The following is a 19237-nucleotide window of genomic DNA, read 5'->3' as shown; positions in this document are numbered from 1 at the left end:
GCAGAACTGCTGGACCGTGATGCCCTCACGGATGGGGTCGAAATCCGCTATCTTCTTGCGGAGAGTAATGGGAATTGCCATCCCCACATTGTCAAGAAGCCAGAGTCCAAAAAGTCGTTAGACATCCTGTCCATAAACTTCCTGGACTCCGCGTCAAAAAACTAACTGGACTCCGAGTCCAAGAAGTCACTAGACATCACAGGCCTAGCCTAGGCGGGCCTAGCCTAAGCGAAGGCGGGAACACGTTTGCGCCCGCGTCGCCGCAGTGACATAGCGCCGAGCGCCGCCATCAATAGCAGGGCATAAGCGAGGGTGATTGCCACAGCCGCGGGGATGTCGATGCGATACGCGCTCCAGAATCCCACCACGCTGCCTAGCAACGCAATCACGACGGAACTGCAGAGAATTTGGCTGAGCATAGACATGCCTGGTATCCGAACGGTGACAGCGAAGATGCGCCCGGTAGCCGCAGGCAATACCATCATCGCGATCACCAGCATCACACCGGCGGCGTAAAAACTCGCAGTGACAGTCAAAGAGGTTAAGGCGAGCGTCGTCAAGCGCAATGCCCGTACCTGTACGCCAGCGACTTTGGCGGCACGGTCGTCGAAGGCACAAGCTCCAAGCAGGGGGAGGAGCCAGCCGACGAAGGCGATATTTGCCAGCATGATCGGCACTAGCGTCCATAGATAAGACGGTTGCGAAAGTGCGGCCAGATTGAGATTGCCGACTAACACGGTGTGCACGTCGAAGTGCACGTTCGAGAAATTCAAGCTTAGCAGCACGATCCCGACGGCGAACATGGAGGGAAAAACCAACCCCAGTGCGCCGCCTTCTGCGATTAACCCGGTGTCAGCTAACCACCTCGTGCCCAAAGCCACCAGAAATGCCGCGGCTCCCGCGAATAAAACGAGTAACGGGGACTGCACTGATCCGGAAATCAGCGCGCCCACCACGATTCCTGGGAGCACGGCGTGCCCCATGCCGTCGAGAAGCATTGCATCCTTGTTTGCCACCACGATCACCCCAGGAATCGCGCAGGTAATAGCGGTAACGACGGCCAAAATACTGACGGTGACGACGAAACTCATTGGGAAAACACCAATCCGCGCTTAGGAGCGAAAACCAGGGACATGAGGGCGAAGCAGGCCTGCACAACGGCGATAAGTGGGCCGGTAGGGATCGAGCCAATGACCACGGCCAAGTAGACCCCGATTAAGCAACTAGCAGCACCGATCACAGCGGCAAGGACCGTGACGACGCCGAGCTGATTAGACCATTGCCGTGCGGCCACGCAGGGTGCGATGATGAACGAGACCATCAAGATCACGCCGACGACTTTGATGCCGTTGACGACCACTAATGCGAAAGCGGTCATGGCGACGATGTGCAGCAGGCGGGTGTGTACCCCGGAGGTTGCGGCGAAGGTTGGGTCGAAAAGCCAGCATTTCAGCGTGGGGAAGTACCAGATGAGTCCGCTGAGAATAACCAGGCTGAGTACGACGGAAATCCGTAAATCTGCGATGGTTACCGAGCTAGCATTACCCAACAGATAGTCTTGAATTCCGCCTTTGCCGGGCAGTGGCTGCTTGGTGATGATGAACAACCCCAGCATGCCTAAGGCAAAAGACACGTTGAGTGAGATGGCCATGCCGGTATCGACCGACAACGGCGTGTGGTGAAACAACCAGTGGGACAGGCCGACGGCTAGTAATGCGGTCAGCAACGCACCAGCCGCTAAAAACAGCGGGTTGCGCGTCGGCAAGTTGAGGTACGCGGCGATAAGAAACGCGAAGGTAATTCCCGGTAAACTGGCGTGGGAAATCACGTCGGAAATCAGTGCTTGCTTGCGGAAATACACCACGGGGGACAATGCACCGGCTGCGACGCCGATGACCATGGTGCCGAGCACCGCCATGAGATACGTGTGGGTGGTCAGCAATTCCCATGGTGTGATCATGACACCGACCTGCGATCCCGCGTCAGGTTCGCGGAGAAGTTGCCCGGCAGATTATAAGCGTTGCTGATGGCGGTGTCGGTGAGAGTTTTGTGCGTTGGTCCGTTAGCGGATACCTTGCCGTTGGCTAACAACGTCACGTGGTCGCAGTATTCGGCGACTTCTGCCAGGTTGTGGTGAACCATGATGATGGTGGTCCCTGACTGGTGTAGCTCGCGGAGGATGTCGACGATTGTTTCTTGGCTAAATGCGTCGATGCCCTGGAAAGGTTCATCAAGGACTAGCAGCTCCGGGCTGTTGACGAGCGTGCGGGCTAATAGTGCGCGTTGCCTCTGCCCACCGGAGAGTGCGCCAATCGCTGCGCCGGAATATTTCTGCAAGCCGACGGCGGCAACGGCTTCTCGCGCGGCTTTTTTATCTGCCGAATTTGGCCAAGGCCACCACGAGCGTTTGCTAGCAGTACGCCCCATCAAGGCCACGTCCAGGACAGTGGCCGGAAAGTCCCAGTCCACCTGTTGACTTTGCGGCATATAGCCGAGATCCGTCCGGATGGCACGCAGCGGCTTGCCAAAAAATTCCACCTGTGCCTGCCCCCGGGTGGCTTTGGGCAATAACCCCAGGCAGGCTTGCAACAACGTGGACTTGCCGCTCCCGTTTGCGCCGACGATGCCGGCGAAACTACCGCGCGGAATTTTGACATCCAGCTCATCCAAGATGACGCCGGTGCCGTAATTGACTGTCAGGCCACGTACCGACAATGCAGTGGTGGTAGTGGGGGCGGGTGTAAGCATGGCGGTCTCCTGGACGGTGGTTGAAACCTTGATTTTCTTGATTACTGGGGCCGGTGCACACTGTGACCGGTGGCGCTATGACCGGTGGGTGCTGTGAATGCTGGGTACATAGCCCGGAGTTGCTGGTTCGGTCTACTTCAGTGCGGCAGCGATGGCTTCGAAGTTGTGGCGGAATGCGCCAAGGTACGTATCAACTGGGGCTTCGGCTCCGAGGCTATCGGCGAACAGTTCCTCATCAGAGATTTCGACATCCCATCCGCGCGCCGCGATGGCTTCGCTCAACGCGTTGATAGCCTGTGGGTTGACCTGGTTATCGTAGAAGATCGTCGGAACCTTGGCTTCTGCGCTCTTTCCGGCCAACTCATCGAGTTCACTGGCAGATTTCTCGGCTTCGGTGGACACGAAGTCGGTTGCTTCCACATCTAGGTCGTAGGTATCGCCGAGGTAGTTGAAGGCATCGTGGCCGGTGACCAACAGACGAGAGGACAAATCGCTGAGCGCATCTTTGGCTTCTTGGTGCAACGTCGCGATTTCGTCGTTGTACTTCTCGGCGGCCTCGTGGTAACCCTCGCTGCCGTCTGGGTCGATTTCCGAGATATGGTCGGCGACGATATCGACGACTTCTTGCCACAGTTCCGGCGAGTTCCAAATGTGTGGGTCGTATTCTGGTTCGCCTTCTTCCTCAGCTTCTGGCCAAGGCAGCAACTTGGATTCGTCGAGCTGATCACCAACGGCAACTTGCTTATCACCGAGGGCTTCTAGCTGCTTATCCATCTGGGCTTCGAGGTGCAGGCCGTTCCACAACACAACATCGGACTTTTGCATTGTGTCGATGTCTTGCGTGGTGGGCTGGTAGGTGTGTGGGTCGCCGCCAGGGCCAACCAGGGTGATCACCTCGGCATCTGGTGCGATGTGCTGGGCAGCGTCGGCAAGGTAGCCGGTAGTGGCGAAGATAGTCAGTTGTTCGTCTGCGCCGTTGCTGCCATTAGTGCCGCTGGCATTGGAATCGGAGTCATTGCTGCATGCAGCCAAGCCGCCTAGGCAGGCTAAGGCTGTGCCGATGGTGGCGGCGGTGCGGATGGATTTGCGTGTCATGCTTGCCTTTCGTGGATGAATCTTATTTTATGAAAGTATGCTTAAAAAAGTTCAGCAATATGGATAATTGAAATCCTAGACACTGGTTTTTGAATCTTCAACTGAGCTTCTGTGCCTACCTGTCTTAACAGTGACGTGGCAGGTATTTGCCAGCTAGAATGGCCGCATGCATATTGGTGAGCTGCCGCAACGGACCCAGGAATATCTGAAATTGCTGTGGGGGATCTCAGAACGTTCCGGTGAATCCGGGGGCCAAGCATCGGTAAGCCTTTCCGAATTATCCCGTCGTGCGCAGCAAAAGAATTCCACTACTTCTGAGGCCATCAAACGCCTGCAGGCCCGTGGCCTGGTGGAACACGAACCTTATTCTGGGGTGAAGCTCACTGAACTGGGCGCACGGTTGGCACTTGTGATGATCCGCCGCCACCGCTTGATCGAAACGTTCCTGGTGGAAACCCTTGGTTATACCTGGGATGAAATTCATACCGACGCCGACCTGCTGGAACACGCAGCCTCGGACCGTTTTATCAACCGCATTGATGCGCTGTTGGATTTTCCAACTCGTGATCCGCATGGCGACCCGATTCCGTCTGCCGACGGTCAGGTGGAAGATCTTGGTGTGATGAGCCTAGCGGAGTGCGAGCCTGGATTACCGGTGGTCATCGAACAGGTTAATGATGAAGATCCTGAATTGCTGCGGTATTTGGCCGCGCATGACATCGCACCGGGTTCTCGAGTCCGGGTGACGAGTCCGTCGGTGGCAGGTTTGGTGCACGTGCAGGTGCTGTCGTCGACGACTGATGAACCGGCAGGCGATCCGGTGGCGTTGGCTGTGAAAGCGGCTGCAGATGTAAAAATTAGTGTGGATAACGATTCGCTTGCCGACGTGCACCCCACTGCCGAAGACTCTATTGCAGAGCCCATTGCAGAACGTCACTCTAATGAAAACTAGTACTGAATTGCCTCGCGAGAAGTGTTCTGACAAGGTGCGCCTGCGTATCGACCTGGCCTATGACGGCACAGATTTTCACGGTTGGGCCCGACAAAAACCACAAGACGGCCAAGAATTGCGCACTGTGCAAGGCGTTGTCGAAGATGCCTTGTCCTTGGTGCTGCGTGCGCCGTTACAACTGACGGTGGCAGGGCGTACAGATGCCGGGGTGCATTCGGCGGGCCAAGTGTGTCATGTCGACGTGCCCGTGGACGCTCTGCAACAGCGCTCAATTGATGGCCAGCCGTGCAAACTGGTGCGGCGCTTGTCGCGGCTGTTACCGGAGGATATTCGCATTAATGCGGTGGAGTTTGCACCCACAGGTTTTGATGCCCGGTTTTCTGCGTTGCGCCGTCATTATGAATATCGTGTGACTGCGCATCCGGGTGGGGTGCTGCCGACGCGGGCACGTGATACTGCGTTATGGGGTGCAACAGTTGACCTTGCTGCCATGCAGGATGCCGCAGATGCGCTGGTGGGTTTTCATGATTTCGCTGCGTTTTGTAAAGCGAAGCCACATGCCACCACGGTGCGGGATCTGCAAATTTTTCAGTGGGAAGATGTCTCTACTGCCACTGAGCCGGCGACGTATCTCGCGCACGTAGTTGCTGATGCGTTTTGCTGGTCAATGGTGCGCAGTCTCGTCGGCACGTGCCTGCAGGTGGGGTCCGGGAAACGTGATGTGGATTTCGCCGCGACGTTGTTGGGGCAGGATTCGCGTAGCTCGAAGATCCAGGTGGCGCCGGCAAATGGGCTGAGTTTGGTACGCGTGGATTATCCGGCCGACGCGGAACTGGCGGCGCGTGCTATTGAAACTAGGCAGCGCCGTGACTAGGCAGTGGCGCGAATCGTGATGTAGCATACTGGCGTCTGTATGAACTTTCGGGGAGGGGACGTTCTATGGCCGCGGGGGATAATAACAAGAATTTGCAGAGTTCTGGCCGTGCTCTGGCGAGTAACGATGGTGGACAGAAGAAAAGCGGTGCGCCGCAGACCATGCTGCCGACGACGAAAGCGCAAGTTAGTGGGCATAAGTTTTTGCGTCGCCGGGTGGAACATGGGGTGGTTACTGGCGATATCCGGATGATTCACGATCCGCTTGCGACGCGTCGGCGAGCGTTGATTTTTGGCACTGTCGCCACGGTGCTCATCGGTGCTGGTGCTGGCGTGTTGGCGTGGTTGTCGCCGGAACCAGATCCGGGCGATGCTGTGATCGTGCGCAGTGAGCACGGGCAGCTCTACACGCTGCTGGATGGGCGTTATCATCCGACGACGAATCTGGCCTCGGCACGGTTGTTGGCTGGCAGCCCCGAGGACCCGGTGGCGATCGGGGCGGAAAAACTCGCGCAGCGCCCGCACGGCATCCCGGTGGGTATTGTCGATGCACCAAATAATTTGCCAACTGCTGATGATCTTGCCGACGCCGCAGCTAGCGGTAGTTTTGCAGGTCGTGTGCCTGCATCAGGTTCTGCTGGTTCTGATGCACCAGCTCTCAGCCCGTGGGCGGGGTGTATTGATTTTGCATCCGCTGCGTTGAGCGTGGTCGCCGATAATCCGGAAGAGGCATTCTTGCTGGATATGGTCGACGACGATGCCGCCGCACTCGTCGAACATGATGGCGTACAGTGGCTGGTCAGCGCCGATGGGCGTGTAGAAATCCCGGATGGTGCAGATCAGTTTTCGCGTGCCGTGCGGCGCGGCCTAGGCGTGAACCACGACTCTGCCGTGTGGGAGGCGCCGCCGGAATTACTCGCGAATTGGACAGCAAAGCCAGCTTTTTCTGTGCCACCGGCTGAAGAACTTCCTGAGGTTTTAGAGGTAAAAGCCCCAGCCCCGGATGTCAATCAGTGGTGGGCGTTGCTTGAGGCTGGTGGCACCCCACAAGAATCACGCGGAATCACGCCGTTAAGTCAGCTAGAAGCGCAGATCTTGCAGGATATGGGTGCACAATCGCGCCGCACAGATTCCGCTGAGGTGCACCGTTACCCGGATGCGCAGCCAGCGGCTGTGAATTGGAATCTGCCTGAATTCAGGCCGGATTTGCTTGACGACGCTCACGGCCAAGTGTGTGCTGGTGGTAACGGAGAATTGGTGGTGCTGAATCACGATGCAGAACCTGATCCCGATGATCCCAGTGGTCCTAGTGATCTCCGTGAGCCAGGTGCTCCCAGCGCCGAGGCCTCGGATCCGGTCCAGGTCAGCACGGTAGAAATTTCTGGCGCCGCGGCCGCGGATTATTTTGTCTCCACGCGAACCTTCAGCCATGGTGTTGCCAGCGAACACGGCTATCATGTGTTGACGCCTTCGGGTCGGATACATGATGTCGATGGTGCAGAAGCTATGCAGGCTGTGGGCGCGCCGGTGGTGCAGGATGAGCTGCTCGTGGAAGAAGTTTCTTGGGACTTGCTGCGTCTTTTGCCGGAAGGCCCGAGCCTGGATGAGCGGTCCGCACGGCAAGCTAGGGAATAACCTGGCTATCCTGGCCCCTGAAGCGGGAACCCTGCTGGCAGTTAAAACCCTGTGCGCGACTGAAACCCTGTGCACAATGGAGATTCTGTGCACAGGGTTTTTCGTGAGTGGAGGCACCGACTACGTCTGCTCGTTTCTCCGCATGCGTGCCGAAATCCCGAAGGCCAGCAAGGTGACAACAAGCGCGCCGATAAGTACCACAACGGCCAGTGCCACCAGGCTTCGAGTTGTAACCAGGGTTTCATTACCCGGTGGACCGGCCACCACCATGCGCGGCTGCGCGACAGCAGCCTGGTCGTGCTCGGAGGGCGCACCAGCATTCTGAGCACTGTCACCACCGGCACCACCGTCATCATCGTTACCAGCAGGTTCTACACCTGGGGCGGGGTGCGTGAGCACGCGCACCGGGTCGATAAAACCATGCTGTGGGTAGCTAGCAGTAACCAAAAGCTCCCGGATTTCTGCTGCACTGGCATGCGGATAGCGTTCCCGCAGCAAAGCCACGGTTCCGGTCACCACCGGGGCCGCGAAACTCGTGCCATGCAGCCCGGATGGTTGCCCATTACGGATGATCCCGGACGCCCAGGCCTGCGAATTTGGTGATAGTCCAACAGAAACTCGGCCCGGCGCGGAAAGTGCCACGTCGTTCGGGCCGCCGGAGTTGTACGCGGCATCCCCGCCATCTCCGTCACCTGCGCCGGTCGGGTGACCAAGCTGCGGCATGGAATATTCGGCGTGCTCGTGTGGGGTGGCGAGTGCACCGACGGTAACGACGGTTTCGTTGTTTCCTGGAAAAACGATTGAGCCGCGTTCGCACCCCTGCCCGGCATTTCCGGCGGCAGCGACGACGGGAACTTGCTGGTGTTCGGCGCGGGCGAGTGCGTCGTCAAGGGCTTGTGTGTGTAGATGCTCTGCGTGTTCCGGTGGGATGCAGGAAACCACTGAGGCGTTGATGACCTGTGCGTCATGGTCAAGCGCGGTGTGGATGGCCTGGGCAAAACTGCTGAGAGTGCCGGTGAGCTCCGGTTCCTCGGCATCGGGTGCGTGCTGATGGTCTGGCGTGTTGTTCGGCTGGCGGGAGCTGTAGTGCGCCGAGGATTGCCGGATGGACAAGATCTGTGCGTTCGGCGCAACGCCCGATTGTTCGGCTCCGATGATGCCCGCGACGATGGTGCCGTGCCCGTCGCAGTCGAGTAGTGGGTTGTTCTCAGCCGGGGAAACCAAATCGGCGACCGGTTCCACGTGCAACTGTTCGTGGTTGAAAACTCCGGTGTCAATAACTGCCACGCGTACCCCGGCTCCGGTGGCGAATTGGTGGGCGGTGCGGTAATCCGTGCCGACGGTGAGCGGCTGTTGGTGGTGTGTGGGCTCGGATCCTGTCTGTTCCGTGCGGCCATAATGGTCTGGCGCAGAACCGGGGGAGCTGCCAAAAGCATCCTGCCAGGGCCTCGAAAATTCAGCCTCGGCTCTCGGAGCCGCCGGAGTTGGTGCCGGAGCCACAATGGGGTCAACGCAGTCAACGGTGCGGCGGACCTCGACGTCGTCACGAGTTTGTGCCTGCGCGGTCGCGGAACCCGTGCTGCCTCCAACCGGGAAGAACATAAAACCATGTAGCCCGAGGGCACCGGCGGTGCTTGCCACTAAAAGCTGCTGTACTTTCTGCATTAACCCAACCCCCGAATCATGGCGAATACTCCGATGACCTGCAGAGCGAGTGGCAAGCATGCGGCAACGGCAAGCGATTCTGCTCGTTCCAGCCACACCATTGTGGTCGGTTCCAGGTCTTGTACTTTTGGCACCCACACCGGGCTTGCCGACGCTGCCACCATGACCACCAACGCCACGCCGATCGCGCCGGGGTGGTCTAGCCCGGCCCAAATGCTGCTGCCGATGGCAATGACTGCGGCTGCGACTACCAGCAGTAATGCCCACACCGCAGCACCGTGGTGGTGCCGGGCGGCATGTAAACAGACCGCACCAGCTACTGCGAGGCACAGCATCTGTGCAAAAATTTCGCCTTCCGTGCCCACTGCCAGCAGTGCGGGAACCACCGTGGCCGCAATGCCGCTGACGATTCCTGCGTGCACATCGTGGGTGCGCTGGGCTATTGCGAGGGATTTTTCTTCGGCCGACCGCGTCCGCGCACCAGCATGGTCGGTGGTGGATAACTCCTGCCCGGCGGTGGGCAAGCGCGGAATAGGAATGCCGGACAATTTCGTCGCGAGCATCGGCGCGAGTGCTAAACCGAGAACCCCGCACGCGATGAGTGCGCCTGCAAAAGCGCTGGTAATGCTTGCCGACGGCAACGACAGCGCAGCACTAGCCAGCACGAGCAATACCGCCGCGGTTGTGAGCGCGGCGACCACGCGCATGGATAAAGCGCGGTAAACGATCATGAGCACCAGCAATAATGCTGCCACCGCCACGCCGGATAATAACGCCCATGCGGTATCGGCAGCGGAAAGTTCTGCTAACAGATCCGCTGGTGCTCCGGCAGGCTGTAGCCCCCAGGCAACGAGAAAACCACCGGCCAGTCCGGCGGAGATGATCGAAGCGAGTGCCACCGCAGCACTGTCACCACCGACAGCCTTGTGCCGCATGCGCTGCTGCCACGGCACGATAACCACCCCGATAAACGCAGCCACCGCAAACGCCAGCCACCACCACGCCAACCCGGCGGTCAGAAGTGCTGCCCCGGCTTGCGCAGCAAGTACCACCGCCGACAGCTGCTGACCAGCGCGATTGCCGTGAGCGGTGGCAGCCAGCGATTCCGCAGAATCCCGCACCACCGGCGAGCGCAATTCCGCACGTGGATGCACCAGGATGGTGTCGCCGTCGGCAAGCCCAATTTCTCCCACCGGCGAGCCCATATCCAATGGTTGGCCCACCACGGTAGACGCCTGCCACGGCTTGGAAATTCGCGGTGCCTGGCACAGCTGGGTGCAGCGCGGCAATAACTCCAGAATCGACGCGTGCCGCGGGATTGCGACATCGACCTCGCGGGAAAATTCCCCGACAACAAAACACAAAGACACACGCAAACACTGCGTGATAGACATGAGATTCCCTCCCGAAAATTCCCCTCCCGAATGCGGGTACGCAGTCGTTGGGGACGTACCCGCGACCTACAGCACCCCCATGCCGCAATTGTGACCTACAATGTGGCCTGTGTCTAATGCTCGGGGGAAAGACATAATTCGGGGAGGGGTTATGAATTCTGCGCGTTTAAGCGCCACAGAAGCGAGCAATACCGCCGCTATTAACCAAGCAGCCAGCGATAACGCTGCCGCGGCTGCCGATATGCGGACGCTGAGCACAGGCCCGCAGGAGTTTACGGTGGAGCCAATCACGCAGGCGCAACGCGATCCTTTGCCGCCACTACCGCAGGGCAGCCTGAATATCGACGCGGTTCCGGCCGCACAAAAACCACAAGCAGTGCCGATGTTGCGCATCCTGCTGCCGGTGGTGATGATCGCGGTGTTGGTGTTGCTGGTCGGCGTGATGTTTTTCGGTGGTGGTTCGGTCAGTGGGGTGGGGATGTCGCCGATGCTGCTGATCTTTCCGCTGATGATGGTGATGTCGATGGCGATGATGTTCATGCCGCAGGGACAGCAGGCCGACGCCGATGACACTCGCCGAACCTACCTGCGCCACTTGGATGTCATCCGGGATAAAGCAGAACGCAACGCCGATAAGCAGCGTGCGCACCAGTTGGCCCGCCATCCGCACCCGGAGGATGTGCATGCGCGGCTGAGCACCCGACGATTGTGGGAGCGCAGTGGCGATGACGACGATGTGTTGCAGGTGCGGCTGGGGCTCGGTGAGGCGGAGCTGTGCACCCCGGTGGAAGTCAGCGAATCGGGTGCGCCGGAAGATCTGGACCCGGTCTGTGCGGTGAGTGTACGTCGTACGGTTGACCAGGTCTCGCAGGTTGCGGAGCTGCCCATCGTCGTCCAGTTGCAGGCTTTTGGCTGCATCGGGTTATCGGGTATTCGGGCACGCTCACTGGCTCGTGCGCTGCTGGCGCAGCTGGTTGTCCATCATGGCCCGGATACCGTCGGCATCAGTGTGGTGGGCAGCGGTGATTCACACACCGGCGATTCACACGGCGGCACTGCACATAATTGGGAGTGGCTGAAGTGGTTGCCGCACACTCGCAGCCCGGAGGATGCGCAGTATCGAATTTTGCTGGTCGACGACGTACCCACCACCGGTACCGAGGAGTTTTTGGTCGACGACGAGTGGACCACCATCATCGACATCAACTCGCGGAGCACCACTGCGCTGGGCATTCGTGCCGAGATGGAAGGTCTAGTGCTGTTTGCCAACGACGAGCTGGCGGTGCAAACCGAAGCCGGCTTGGAAAATCTTGGGTTAGCCGATGGACTTGCCGACGGCCAGTTGCGCGCATTAGCCAAGGCGCTGGCGAAATATTCTCGGCCGTATGCCACCGGCGGTACGGGCGAGACCACGCGCAATGAGATGGGTTCGCTGCTCGGCATCGACGATCTGCGGCAGTTAGATAATTCCACGATGTGGCCAGAACGCGAACGCGACGATCGCCGTTTAACCGTGCCGATCGGCCTCGGGCCGGACAAAACCCCGGTGCAGCTGGATTTGAAAGAATCCGCGCACGGCGGCATGGGCCCGCACGGTTTATGCATCGGCGCCACCGGCTCCGGAAAATCCGAGTTGTTGCGCACACTGGTCACGGCGTTGGCTGCCACTCACAGCCCGGAAGAACTCAACTTTGTGTTGGTTGATTTCAAAGGTGGCGCGACTTTCTTGGGGTTGGACTCTTTGCCGCATACCTCTGCCGTGATCACCAACTTGGAAGACGAATCCGTGCTGGTAGACCGCATGTTTGATGCCCTGTCCGGTGAGATGAATCGGCGCCAGGAGGTGCTGCGTAAGGCTGGCAATTTCGCCAACGTCGGCGAGTATAACCAGGCGCGCCGGGATGGCCGGGATGATCTGGAACCTTTGCCCGCGTTGGTGATCATCGTCGATGAGTTCTCTGAGTTGCTGGGGCAGTTCCCAGATTTCGCGGACTTGTTCGTGGCCATTGGTCGCCTGGGGCGTTCGTTGCACGTGCATTTGTTGTTGGCTTCGCAGCGGTTGGAAGAAGGCCGGTTGCGTGGGTTGGATTCCCATTTGTCGTACCGCATTGGTCTGAAGACGTTTTCCGCGATGGAATCGCGCCAGGTGCTGGGCAGCTCTGATGCATATCATTTGCCTGGTCAGCCCGGTGCGGGATATGTGAAAACGGATGCCGAAGAGTTGCAGCGTTTTCAGGCGGCCTACGTTTCTGGCCCATTGGAGGTTCCGGCACAGGTCGGCGTTGGAAGTTCCAGTTTCGGCAGATCGGGTCGCGCCGGGGGCGGTCACACAGGGGACGGTCACTCGGCGGACAGTCACACGCAGCAGAGTGCGGCCGACAATCCGGGCCTGCAGGTCCGGGAATTTCACAGTTGGGCCGATATTGACCGCCCGCTAGCGTCGGAGCACGATCCGGCTGCGGATCTCACGGGCGAAACGGAACTAACCGAAGCGGTAGAACCAGCAGATACGGTTTCACGTGCCGACGCCCGCGAGCCCGCAGGTACCACCATGGACGCTGTGGTCAATGCAGCGGTGGCCACAGCGCGCACCCGCGGCCAGGAAGCCCACCAGATTTGGTTACCGCCGCTGCCGAAATCCATTGAGCTGGCCAGCGTTGCGGAAAGCAGTAGTCATCTCACCGCGGGCATCGGAATTATCGACCAGCCGTATCACCAGCGCCAAGACTTGCTGGAGGTTGATTTCGCAGCTCACGGTGGCCACGTCGCTTTGTGTGGTGGCCCGCAAATGGGCAAATCAACCGCCCTGCGCACGATGGTGGCATCACTCGCTGCGTCCCATTCCACCGCAGAAGCGCGTTTTTATGTCATTGACCTTGGTGGAGGCCAGCTGGAAACCCTCGCAAGGCTGCCGCACGTGGCCGGGGTTGCTGGGCGTCATCAGCCAGAACGTCTGCGCCGCATCGTGGATGAAGTCTCTGGTTTACTCAGCGATAACACCCAAGCCCACAACACAGCGAAAACCCAGCAGCAGACTTTCCTGGTTGTGGACGGGTGGCACAATATCGGCACTTCTACCGCGGAGTTCGACGACCTCGCCGAACCAATCACCCAGATTGCCGCTGATGGTCCGAGCGCTGGCATTCACTTGCTGGTCGCGACCCCGCGGTGGAATACGTTGCGCCCGGCGATCCGCGATCTCATCGGCACGCGTCTGGAGCTGAAACTTGCAGAATCCATGGATTCGCTGTGCGACCGCAAGATGCAGGACAAGCTGCCCGCACTGCCGGGCCGGGGCCTAAGCGTCGACAAGAAATACTTGCTCATTGCGCAAAGTTCGAACCAAGACCTGGCACATATCGCCGCAGTCAGTGCCGAGCGTGGCGACGAACCGGTCGACGCTCTGCGCGTGTTGCCGGAGAAGCTCGAGCGCACAGAACTTACAGCCGCTGGCACTCTTGCCGACGCCGAGCCCTCCGCTACTGCTGCGGTGCCGGGCTTGCCGGTTGCGGTGGGTGGGCCGCGGCTGTCCACGCTGGCCTGGGATCCGTCGACAAGCGATCACTTCTTGTGCGTGGCTGCGCGCGGGATGGGCAAAACCACCACGCTGCGCACCGTCATGGCGGGCATCAGTGATTTAGGCCGCGAGCAAGCACGCATCGTAATGATCGACCACCGGCGCGCACACCTGGGCACAGTCAAGCAAGACATGTTGGCGGCGTATTCGCATTCAGCCCCGCAGACAGAAAAGGTCCTGGCTGATGCCGTGACGACGTTGCGCCAGCGCCTGCCATCGGCAGAGATCTCGCCGGAACAACTTGCCCGCCGTGATTGGTGGGATGGCCCGGAGATTTACCTGGTGATCGATGATTATGACTTGGTCGCCGATAACGTCTTGCACCCACTGATCGAGTTGATTCCGCATGCCCGCGATATCGGAATGCACCTGGTGATTGCACGGAAAGCAGGTGGGTTTAACCGCGCTGCATTCGGTCCCGTGCTCAGCGCGATACGTGATTCCCAGCCGTGCGTTGTGGTGCTGGGCGCCGACAAAGACGATGGCCCATTCTTTGGTATCAAGCCCGCGCCGCACCCGGCGAGTGGACCGCTGCCGGGGCGCGGTATGTGGCATGACGACGGTTCGACGATCGGCACCTGCCAGGTTGCTGTTCCCGGTGCTGATTTGGAGGTAGAACCATGATCCGGGCAGACTACGAACCTGAAAACCGGTCGCTGAAATCGGGTACGCAGTACTTAGATGCGCAGGTTTCGGTGTATTTCTACGACGATGCCACGGTCTTCGGCATCGCTGGCACCGAGGAGACCATCGTGCGCTATGACTTGCCTGCGCGCGGAATCACCGAAGGCTGGACGGTATCTGCGGTAGTAGACCAAACCGAGGCGATGGCCGAGGAAAACTGGCCAGATATCTGTGTAGCGATTTTTGCGGACGATGCCGACGTCTACGACGATTTCGCTCGTGTGCTCACCCAACACGGGGCACGTGTTTTCACAGGTGATCTGGATGAATCATCAGAAGGCGCTGCAAGTACGGATGCAGAATACGACACAGAATCTGCAGATCCGGATACAGGGCCACTAGCTGCAGTCTCGACATCACAGGGAGGGGCACACGCTGCTGCGGAGCGCCGCGGAGACGATGCTTTTGCTGCTGCCCGCGCCGGGGTCAACCAGCGTGCTGCAGAAAAACAATCGGTGGGGTCGAATTTTGTGCAGCTGGTTGCGCGGAAGCCGAAACGTCACCGGCATGCGAAGGCTGGGTGGCGGCCACGTCCGTTTCAGATTCTGGTGGCTGCAGGTATTGCGGTGACTAGTCTGTCCGGTTGGTGGGTTGTGGATCGTTATAGCGGTGCCGATGAGGACGGTGGTGTCGGCGATGGCGGTGCAGTGATTACTGCCGATGCTGCTGGTGATCGTTCTGACGGCGATGCTTTTGGCGGCGATGCCACTGCAGAGATCCCACAAATGGTGCACGAACATTCTGGGTTACGCCTGGTCACACCGCGTGGTTTCGTGATTGGGGATAGTTCGCAGCCCGGGGTGTTTGCAGCGACGGGGGAGGACCCGAATCTACGTATCTACGTCACTACTGATCAGTTGCATGACGACGCCGCAGCTCAGATCGATCATGACGCGGTATTGACTGACATTATGCAGACGGTTAAAAGCAGCCCGGACTTGCAAGAAGGGCGCCGTGAACACGAACCACGCGAACAAGTGCGATATGTGGAAAACCCGGGTGATGGATCGCGTATTGCCTGGACTAGTTGGGTGGAAGGAAACCATCAACTAACCGTCGGGTGCCACAGTAGGCACACAACAACAGAGAAGCAGAAGCAGGCATGCGAGCTGGTCGTTGGCAGTTTGGAGCGAATTTAAAAATTATTTTCGCGTATCGGGAACCGAAGTTGGTTACGCACAGTCCAATGACAATGAGAGCGATGAGATGACGACGGCACAGTGCCGGGATCTCTTATCGTTCGGGCACAATTGTTCAGTTTTCTCAACCGGGGAGGGATTTTCTATGGCACAGCAATTTGCCACTGAAGCAGATGTCATGGTCGCCACCGCTGGCCGTGTCGATACCGTCAACAATGAGGTGCAGTCTGAGCTGACGCGTCTGCAAGGCACGGTTGATGGGGTCCGTGCTAATTGGCAGGGCGCGGCGCAGGTCTCGTTTGACAACCTGATGCAGCGTTATCAGCAATCCGCGAACGAGCTGCAGAATGCGCTGGCTTCTATCAGCGACAATATCCGTAATAACGCGCACCACTTTGATGACATGGAAGCGCAAAACGCGCAGGCGTTCAACAACGTTGGTGGTGGAGGTCTGGCTCTCTAACACCAACGTCGTACAGCAACGGCGTTATCTCGCGAGTGCTACTGCGTGAGCAGTACCGCGTGAGCACTGTGTAAGAACTTTGTGAGTATTTAACAGTTCCGTGAGCAAGACGGACGAAGAGAAAGGCGAACTCAATGTCACAGATCAAATACCAATTCGGCGCCATCCAGGCTGCTGCGGCAGATATTAATTCCACCTCTGCCCGTATCAATGGGCAACTCGATGACCTGAAAGCACAGCTGCAGCCGATGGTCTCGACGTGGGAGGGTGAATCAAGCATCGCTTATCAGGAGGCACAAGCCCGTTGGGACCAGGCTGCGGCCGAACTTAACCAGGTTTTGGCGACTATTTCTCGCACCGTGACCTCAGGCAATGACGCCATGAGCGATGTCAACCGCGCAGCGGCGGCCTCCTGGAGCTAACGGCTGGTCTGATTTCCACTCTCTTCTGCGTGGTGCACTCCCGTATTCGTTGCGGGAGTGTTTTTCTCTGCGGACATAGGTTGTTATAGCTGCGTGTTTCCAGTAAAGTTTGTTAGCTGTGTGCCCTGCTGGCTCATCTGCGGTGTTCCCGTGAAACACGATCAGTGCTTTGACGCGGACATTCTGTGAGGCGGCAACACTATCTGCAGGTCTCCACCGGCCGCTGCGGGGTAGTGCTGAGGCATTCGATAGATGTTGGCCGGCAGTCCAAGACAGACTTTCAAGGAGTCATTGTGTCTACATTCCACCCAAAAAGTGGTGACATTACCCGCAAGTGGTATGTCATCGACGCCACCGACGTGGTGCTGGGTAAGCTTGCTTCCACCGTCGCAGATGTCTTGCGCGGTAAGCACAAGCCACAGTTCGCACCAAACGTTGATACCGGCGACCATGTCATCATCGTCAACGCTGACAAGGTTCACATCTCCGCGAATAAGCGTGACCGCGAGATGCGTTACCGTCACTCCGGCTACCCAGGTGGTCTGAAGACCATGACCCTTGGTCAGTCCCTGGATAACCACCCGGAGCGCACCATCGAAGAAGCTATTCGTGGCATGATGCCGCACAACAAGCTTTCCGGTGAATCCATCAAGAAGCTCCACGTTTTCGCTGGTTCCGAGCACCCATACGGTGGCCAGAAGCCAGAAAAATTCGAATTTAAGCAGGTGGCACAGTAATGACTGATCAGAACTTTGAAGAAAACACCGTCGCTGACGCTTCCGATATCGCTGCCGCAACCGCAGCTACTGAGCAGTTCACCAACACCATCGGTGATTCCCTGGCTCCGGAAGCTTCCGACGAGGTAGAAACCGCTGCTCCAGAAATCCACGAGGGCCCAATCCAGACCGTCGGTCGTCGTAAGCGCGCCGTCGCTCGTGTTCGCCTGGTGGAAGGCTCCGGCCAGATTGTTGTCAATGGTCGTAGCTTCGAGGATTACTTCCCATCCAAGCTGCACCAGCAGGACATCATGACCCCACTGACTCTGCTCGAGCGCGAGAATCAGTTCGACATCAAGGTCACCCTTCACGGCGGTGGCCCAACCGGTCAGTCCGGTGCACTGCGTCTGGCTATTGCCCGTGCATTGAACGTTTACAACCCTGCTGAGCGTGACCAACTGAAGAAGGCTGGCCTGCTCACTCGTGACGCTCGTGCCGTGGAGCGTAAGAAGATTGGTCTGCACAAGGCACGTCGTGCCCCGCAGTACTCCAAGCGTTAAGTTTCTTTTACGCTTTCCAACTCTCAGTACAGCGTGTTGTTGTCTGTTGTGTTGGCTGCAAAGAACACAAGCCGCTGCTTCCATTTCGGAGGCGGCGGTTTGTTTGCTATTTAGAGCGCGGAGGCCAACGACGACAGGTCCAAAGGGTATGACGGCCTACGTGATAGCTATTAAACTGATAGGAGGCAAAGGCGGTAACCGAGAAATCGCGTTAAACATTTCGTCAAGCTAGGAAGAACCTGATGAATTCTCAGAAAGACATCTGATTTCATGACTGATGGCAACCGTGCGACTGAAAAAATTACTTTTCCGAGGGCACTATACATACTGGTTTTATTTGTTATATCCTCGCTTTTTGGTCTATTTTTATTTTTTGCCACGTATCGAAACATGATGGCAAGCTTTTTAGTGGTTATAGTCATCCTCTTATTATGGCTCGAATGGGAGAGATTGTCTCATAAAAATCTTGTGTATGCACATCAAAAGGTGAATGCACAGAAAATGCCTTTGCCGAAAAGGCTTGTAACAGTGAGCACGCCATTTCTGTTCTTCATTATTAGTCAACTTGGGCCAGAACAGAATTTATTCGCAGTGACGACGGCTGTGCTTGGAATGATAGCAGTATTTAGTATATCGCTAGTTAATAGCTAACTGCATAAGTCATACTATTAGAGCGTGTCAAGTTGTTTGTGTGGGGTGAAGTGCCCCGGGTTTTGTTCCTAGGCATTTGCCTTGATTTCTATTATTTCCTGTGGCGGGTTCTGCTTCCAAAATTCGATTTCCACCTCGACCGGGGTGCGGTATCCCAAGCCTTGATGCAGCCTTGTCTCGTTCCACCATGACACCCACTCGAACGTGGCGTTTTCCACGTCGACGACATCGGCCCAAGTTCGCCTATGAATCAGCTCATTCTTGTAGGAGCCGTTGACGTTCTCAGCCAAAGCATTGTCGTAGGAGTCGCCCAACGTCCCAGTGGACGCTGCGATACCGTGCTCGGCCAAGCGCTCGTTGTAGACAATGCTCACATATTGCTTGGATTCAATCGGTGGTTGCAACACTGTTGTTTTGAATTGATTGTAGTTGTTCATTGAAGACTTCGACTGGGGTTCGAAATCCAAGGACTTTTCTTGGTCTGTTGTTGAGCGTGTAGGCGATGGCGGCGAGGTCTTGGGCTGTCCATCGAGACAGGTCGGTACCCTTGGGAAAGTACTGGCGTAGGAGTCCGTTGCTGTTCTCATTCGTGGGACGTTGCCATGGCGAGTGTGGGTCCGCGAAGAACACTTTCGTGCCCGTGGCTAGAGTGAAAGCGGCATG

At 57.9% G+C, this 19237-nt stretch carries 17 protein-coding genes and 2 pseudogenes; 10 read left to right on the top strand and 9 right to left on the bottom strand.

Features of this window, described 5'->3' with window-relative positions; all coding sequences use genetic code 11:
- The 5 genes and pseudogenes from B142_RS14305 to B142_RS0111070 all read right to left on the bottom strand — a co-directional run.
- Positions 1–81, bottom strand: a pseudogene (locus B142_RS14305) (helix-turn-helix domain-containing protein); the annotation flags it as partial.
- Between the two features lie 143 nt (positions 82–224).
- Positions 225–1091, bottom strand: coding sequence for a metal ABC transporter permease (locus B142_RS0111090; RefSeq protein ID WP_018121622.1), 867 nt, complete (start codon positions 1089–1091; stop codon positions 225–227).
- Complete coding sequence (locus B142_RS12730) at positions 1088–1960, bottom strand: metal ABC transporter permease (RefSeq protein WP_018121621.1); 873 nt, start codon at positions 1958–1960, stop codon at positions 1088–1090. The genes B142_RS0111090 and B142_RS12730 overlap by 4 nt, the downstream gene beginning before the upstream one ends.
- Positions 1957–2748 (bottom strand): metal ABC transporter ATP-binding protein, encoded by a 792-nt coding sequence (locus B142_RS12725; protein WP_018121620.1) that lies wholly within the window; start codon positions 2746–2748, stop codon positions 1957–1959. Before B142_RS12725 ends, B142_RS12730 begins: the two co-directional genes overlap by 4 nt.
- Positions 2749–2880: 132 nt before the next feature.
- Complete coding sequence (locus B142_RS0111070; RefSeq protein ID WP_018121618.1) at positions 2881–3843, bottom strand: metal ABC transporter substrate-binding protein; 963 nt, start codon at positions 3841–3843, stop codon at positions 2881–2883.
- 166 nt (positions 3844–4009) lie between these two features.
- On the opposite strand from B142_RS0111070, the gene B142_RS0111065 reads away from it, so the two are divergent.
- From B142_RS0111065 to eccB, 3 genes are all read left to right on the top strand, one after another.
- Positions 4010–4795 (top strand): metal-dependent transcriptional regulator, encoded by a 786-nt coding sequence (locus tag B142_RS0111065; protein WP_018121617.1) that lies wholly within the window; start codon positions 4010–4012, stop codon positions 4793–4795.
- Entirely contained in the window at positions 4785–5669 is an 885-nt protein-coding gene (gene truA, locus B142_RS0111060) for a tRNA pseudouridine(38-40) synthase TruA (RefSeq protein ID WP_018121616.1), read from the top strand. The genes B142_RS0111065 and truA overlap by 11 nt, the downstream gene beginning before the upstream one ends.
- 65 nt (positions 5670–5734) lie before the next feature.
- Positions 5735–7303, top strand: coding sequence for a type VII secretion protein EccB (gene eccB / locus B142_RS0111055; RefSeq protein WP_018121615.1), 1569 nt, complete (start codon positions 5735–5737; stop codon positions 7301–7303).
- 120 nt (positions 7304–7423) lie between these two features.
- Here eccB and B142_RS13075 read toward each other — a convergent pair whose 3' ends face one another.
- Positions 7424–8968, bottom strand: a complete 1545-nt coding sequence (locus tag B142_RS13075) for a S8 family serine peptidase (RefSeq protein ID WP_018121614.1) — start codon at positions 8966–8968, stop codon at positions 7424–7426.
- Positions 8968–10362, bottom strand: coding sequence for a type VII secretion integral membrane protein EccD (gene eccD, locus B142_RS0111045; protein WP_018121613.1), 1395 nt, complete (start codon positions 10360–10362; stop codon positions 8968–8970). Before eccD ends, B142_RS13075 begins: the two co-directional genes overlap by 1 nt.
- A 151-nt stretch (positions 10363–10513) precedes the next feature.
- Here eccD and eccCa point away from each other — a divergent pair, with 151 nt between their 5' ends.
- From eccCa to B142_RS0111010, 7 genes are all read left to right on the top strand, one after another.
- Positions 10514–14563, top strand: a complete 4050-nt coding sequence (gene eccCa, locus B142_RS14115; protein WP_018121612.1) for a type VII secretion protein EccCa — start codon at positions 10514–10516, stop codon at positions 14561–14563.
- Positions 14560–15762, top strand: a complete 1203-nt coding sequence (locus tag B142_RS0111035; RefSeq protein WP_018121611.1) for a type VII secretion-associated protein — start codon at positions 14560–14562, stop codon at positions 15760–15762. Before eccCa ends, B142_RS0111035 begins: the two co-directional genes overlap by 4 nt.
- 145 nt (positions 15763–15907) lie before the next feature.
- The gene (locus B142_RS0111030; protein WP_018121610.1) at positions 15908–16225 is read left to right on the top strand and encodes a WXG100 family type VII secretion target; all 318 of its coding nucleotides are present in this window, start codon (positions 15908–15910) and stop codon (positions 16223–16225) included.
- 134 nt (positions 16226–16359) lie between these two features.
- A complete protein-coding gene (locus B142_RS0111025) occupies positions 16360–16647 on the top strand; it encodes a WXG100 family type VII secretion target (protein WP_018121609.1) in 288 nt (95 codons plus the stop codon).
- Positions 16648–16940: 293 nt separating this feature from the next.
- Positions 16941–17384, top strand: a complete 444-nt coding sequence (rplM, locus tag B142_RS0111020) for a 50S ribosomal protein L13 (protein WP_018121608.1) — start codon at positions 16941–16943, stop codon at positions 17382–17384.
- Positions 17384–17923, top strand: coding sequence for a 30S ribosomal protein S9 (rpsI, locus tag B142_RS0111015; protein ID WP_018121607.1), 540 nt, complete (start codon positions 17384–17386; stop codon positions 17921–17923). Before rplM ends, rpsI begins: the two co-directional genes overlap by 1 nt.
- Positions 17924–18193: 270 nt before the next feature.
- A complete protein-coding gene (locus B142_RS0111010; protein ID WP_018121606.1) occupies positions 18194–18574 on the top strand; it encodes a hypothetical protein in 381 nt (126 codons plus the stop codon).
- A 68-nt stretch (positions 18575–18642) separates the two neighbouring features.
- On the opposite strand, the pseudogene B142_RS0111005 reads toward B142_RS0111010, so the two are convergent.
- Positions 18643–18954, bottom strand: a pseudogene (locus B142_RS0111005) (integrase core domain-containing protein); the annotation flags it as partial.
- Positions 18955–18961: 7 nt separating this feature from the next.
- Positions 18962–19237, bottom strand: a 276-nt coding sequence (locus tag B142_RS13380) for an IS30 family transposase (protein WP_155861005.1), incomplete at its 5' end; no start/stop codon positions are given.

The organism is Corynebacterium propinquum DSM 44285, assembly GCF_000375525.1.
GTDB classification, from domain to species: domain Bacteria; phylum Actinomycetota; class Actinomycetes; order Mycobacteriales; family Mycobacteriaceae; genus Corynebacterium; species Corynebacterium propinquum.
Note: the sequence above shows the minus strand (reverse complement) of the source record. Positions and strands in the feature narration are given on the sequence as shown.

Bases quoted from the DNA above. Each gene is read 5' to 3' on its own strand.
- B142_RS0111090 (WP_018121622.1), bottom strand. From the start codon at position 1,091: ATGAGTTTCGTCGTCACCGTCAGTATTTTGGCCGTCGTTACCGCTATT.
- B142_RS12730 (WP_018121621.1), bottom strand. From the start codon at position 1,960: ATGATCACACCATGGGAATTGCTGACCACCCACACGTATCTCATGGCG.
- B142_RS12725 (WP_018121620.1), bottom strand. From the start codon at position 2,748: ATGCTTACACCCGCCCCCACTACCACCACTGCATTGTCGGTACGTGGC.
- B142_RS0111070 (WP_018121618.1), bottom strand. From the start codon at position 3,843: ATGACACGCAAATCCATCCGCACCGCCGCCACCATCGGCACAGCCTTA.
- B142_RS0111065 (WP_018121617.1), top strand. From the start codon at position 4,010: ATGCATATTGGTGAGCTGCCGCAACGGACCCAGGAATATCTGAAATTG.
- truA (WP_018121616.1), top strand. From the start codon at position 4,785: ATGAAAACTAGTACTGAATTGCCTCGCGAGAAGTGTTCTGACAAGGTG.
- eccB (WP_018121615.1), top strand. From the start codon at position 5,735: ATGGCCGCGGGGGATAATAACAAGAATTTGCAGAGTTCTGGCCGTGCT.
- B142_RS13075 (WP_018121614.1), bottom strand. From the start codon at position 8,968: ATGCAGAAAGTACAGCAGCTTTTAGTGGCAAGCACCGCCGGTGCCCTC.
- eccD (WP_018121613.1), bottom strand. From the start codon at position 10,362: ATGTCTATCACGCAGTGTTTGCGTGTGTCTTTGTGTTTTGTTGTCGGG.
- eccCa (WP_018121612.1), top strand. From the start codon at position 10,514: ATGAATTCTGCGCGTTTAAGCGCCACAGAAGCGAGCAATACCGCCGCT.
- B142_RS0111035 (WP_018121611.1), top strand. From the start codon at position 14,560: ATGATCCGGGCAGACTACGAACCTGAAAACCGGTCGCTGAAATCGGGT.
- B142_RS0111030 (WP_018121610.1), top strand. From the start codon at position 15,908: ATGGCACAGCAATTTGCCACTGAAGCAGATGTCATGGTCGCCACCGCT.
- B142_RS0111025 (WP_018121609.1), top strand. From the start codon at position 16,360: ATGTCACAGATCAAATACCAATTCGGCGCCATCCAGGCTGCTGCGGCA.
- rpsI (WP_018121607.1), top strand. From the start codon at position 17,384: ATGACTGATCAGAACTTTGAAGAAAACACCGTCGCTGACGCTTCCGAT.
- B142_RS0111010 (WP_018121606.1), top strand. From the start codon at position 18,194: ATGACTGATGGCAACCGTGCGACTGAAAAAATTACTTTTCCGAGGGCA.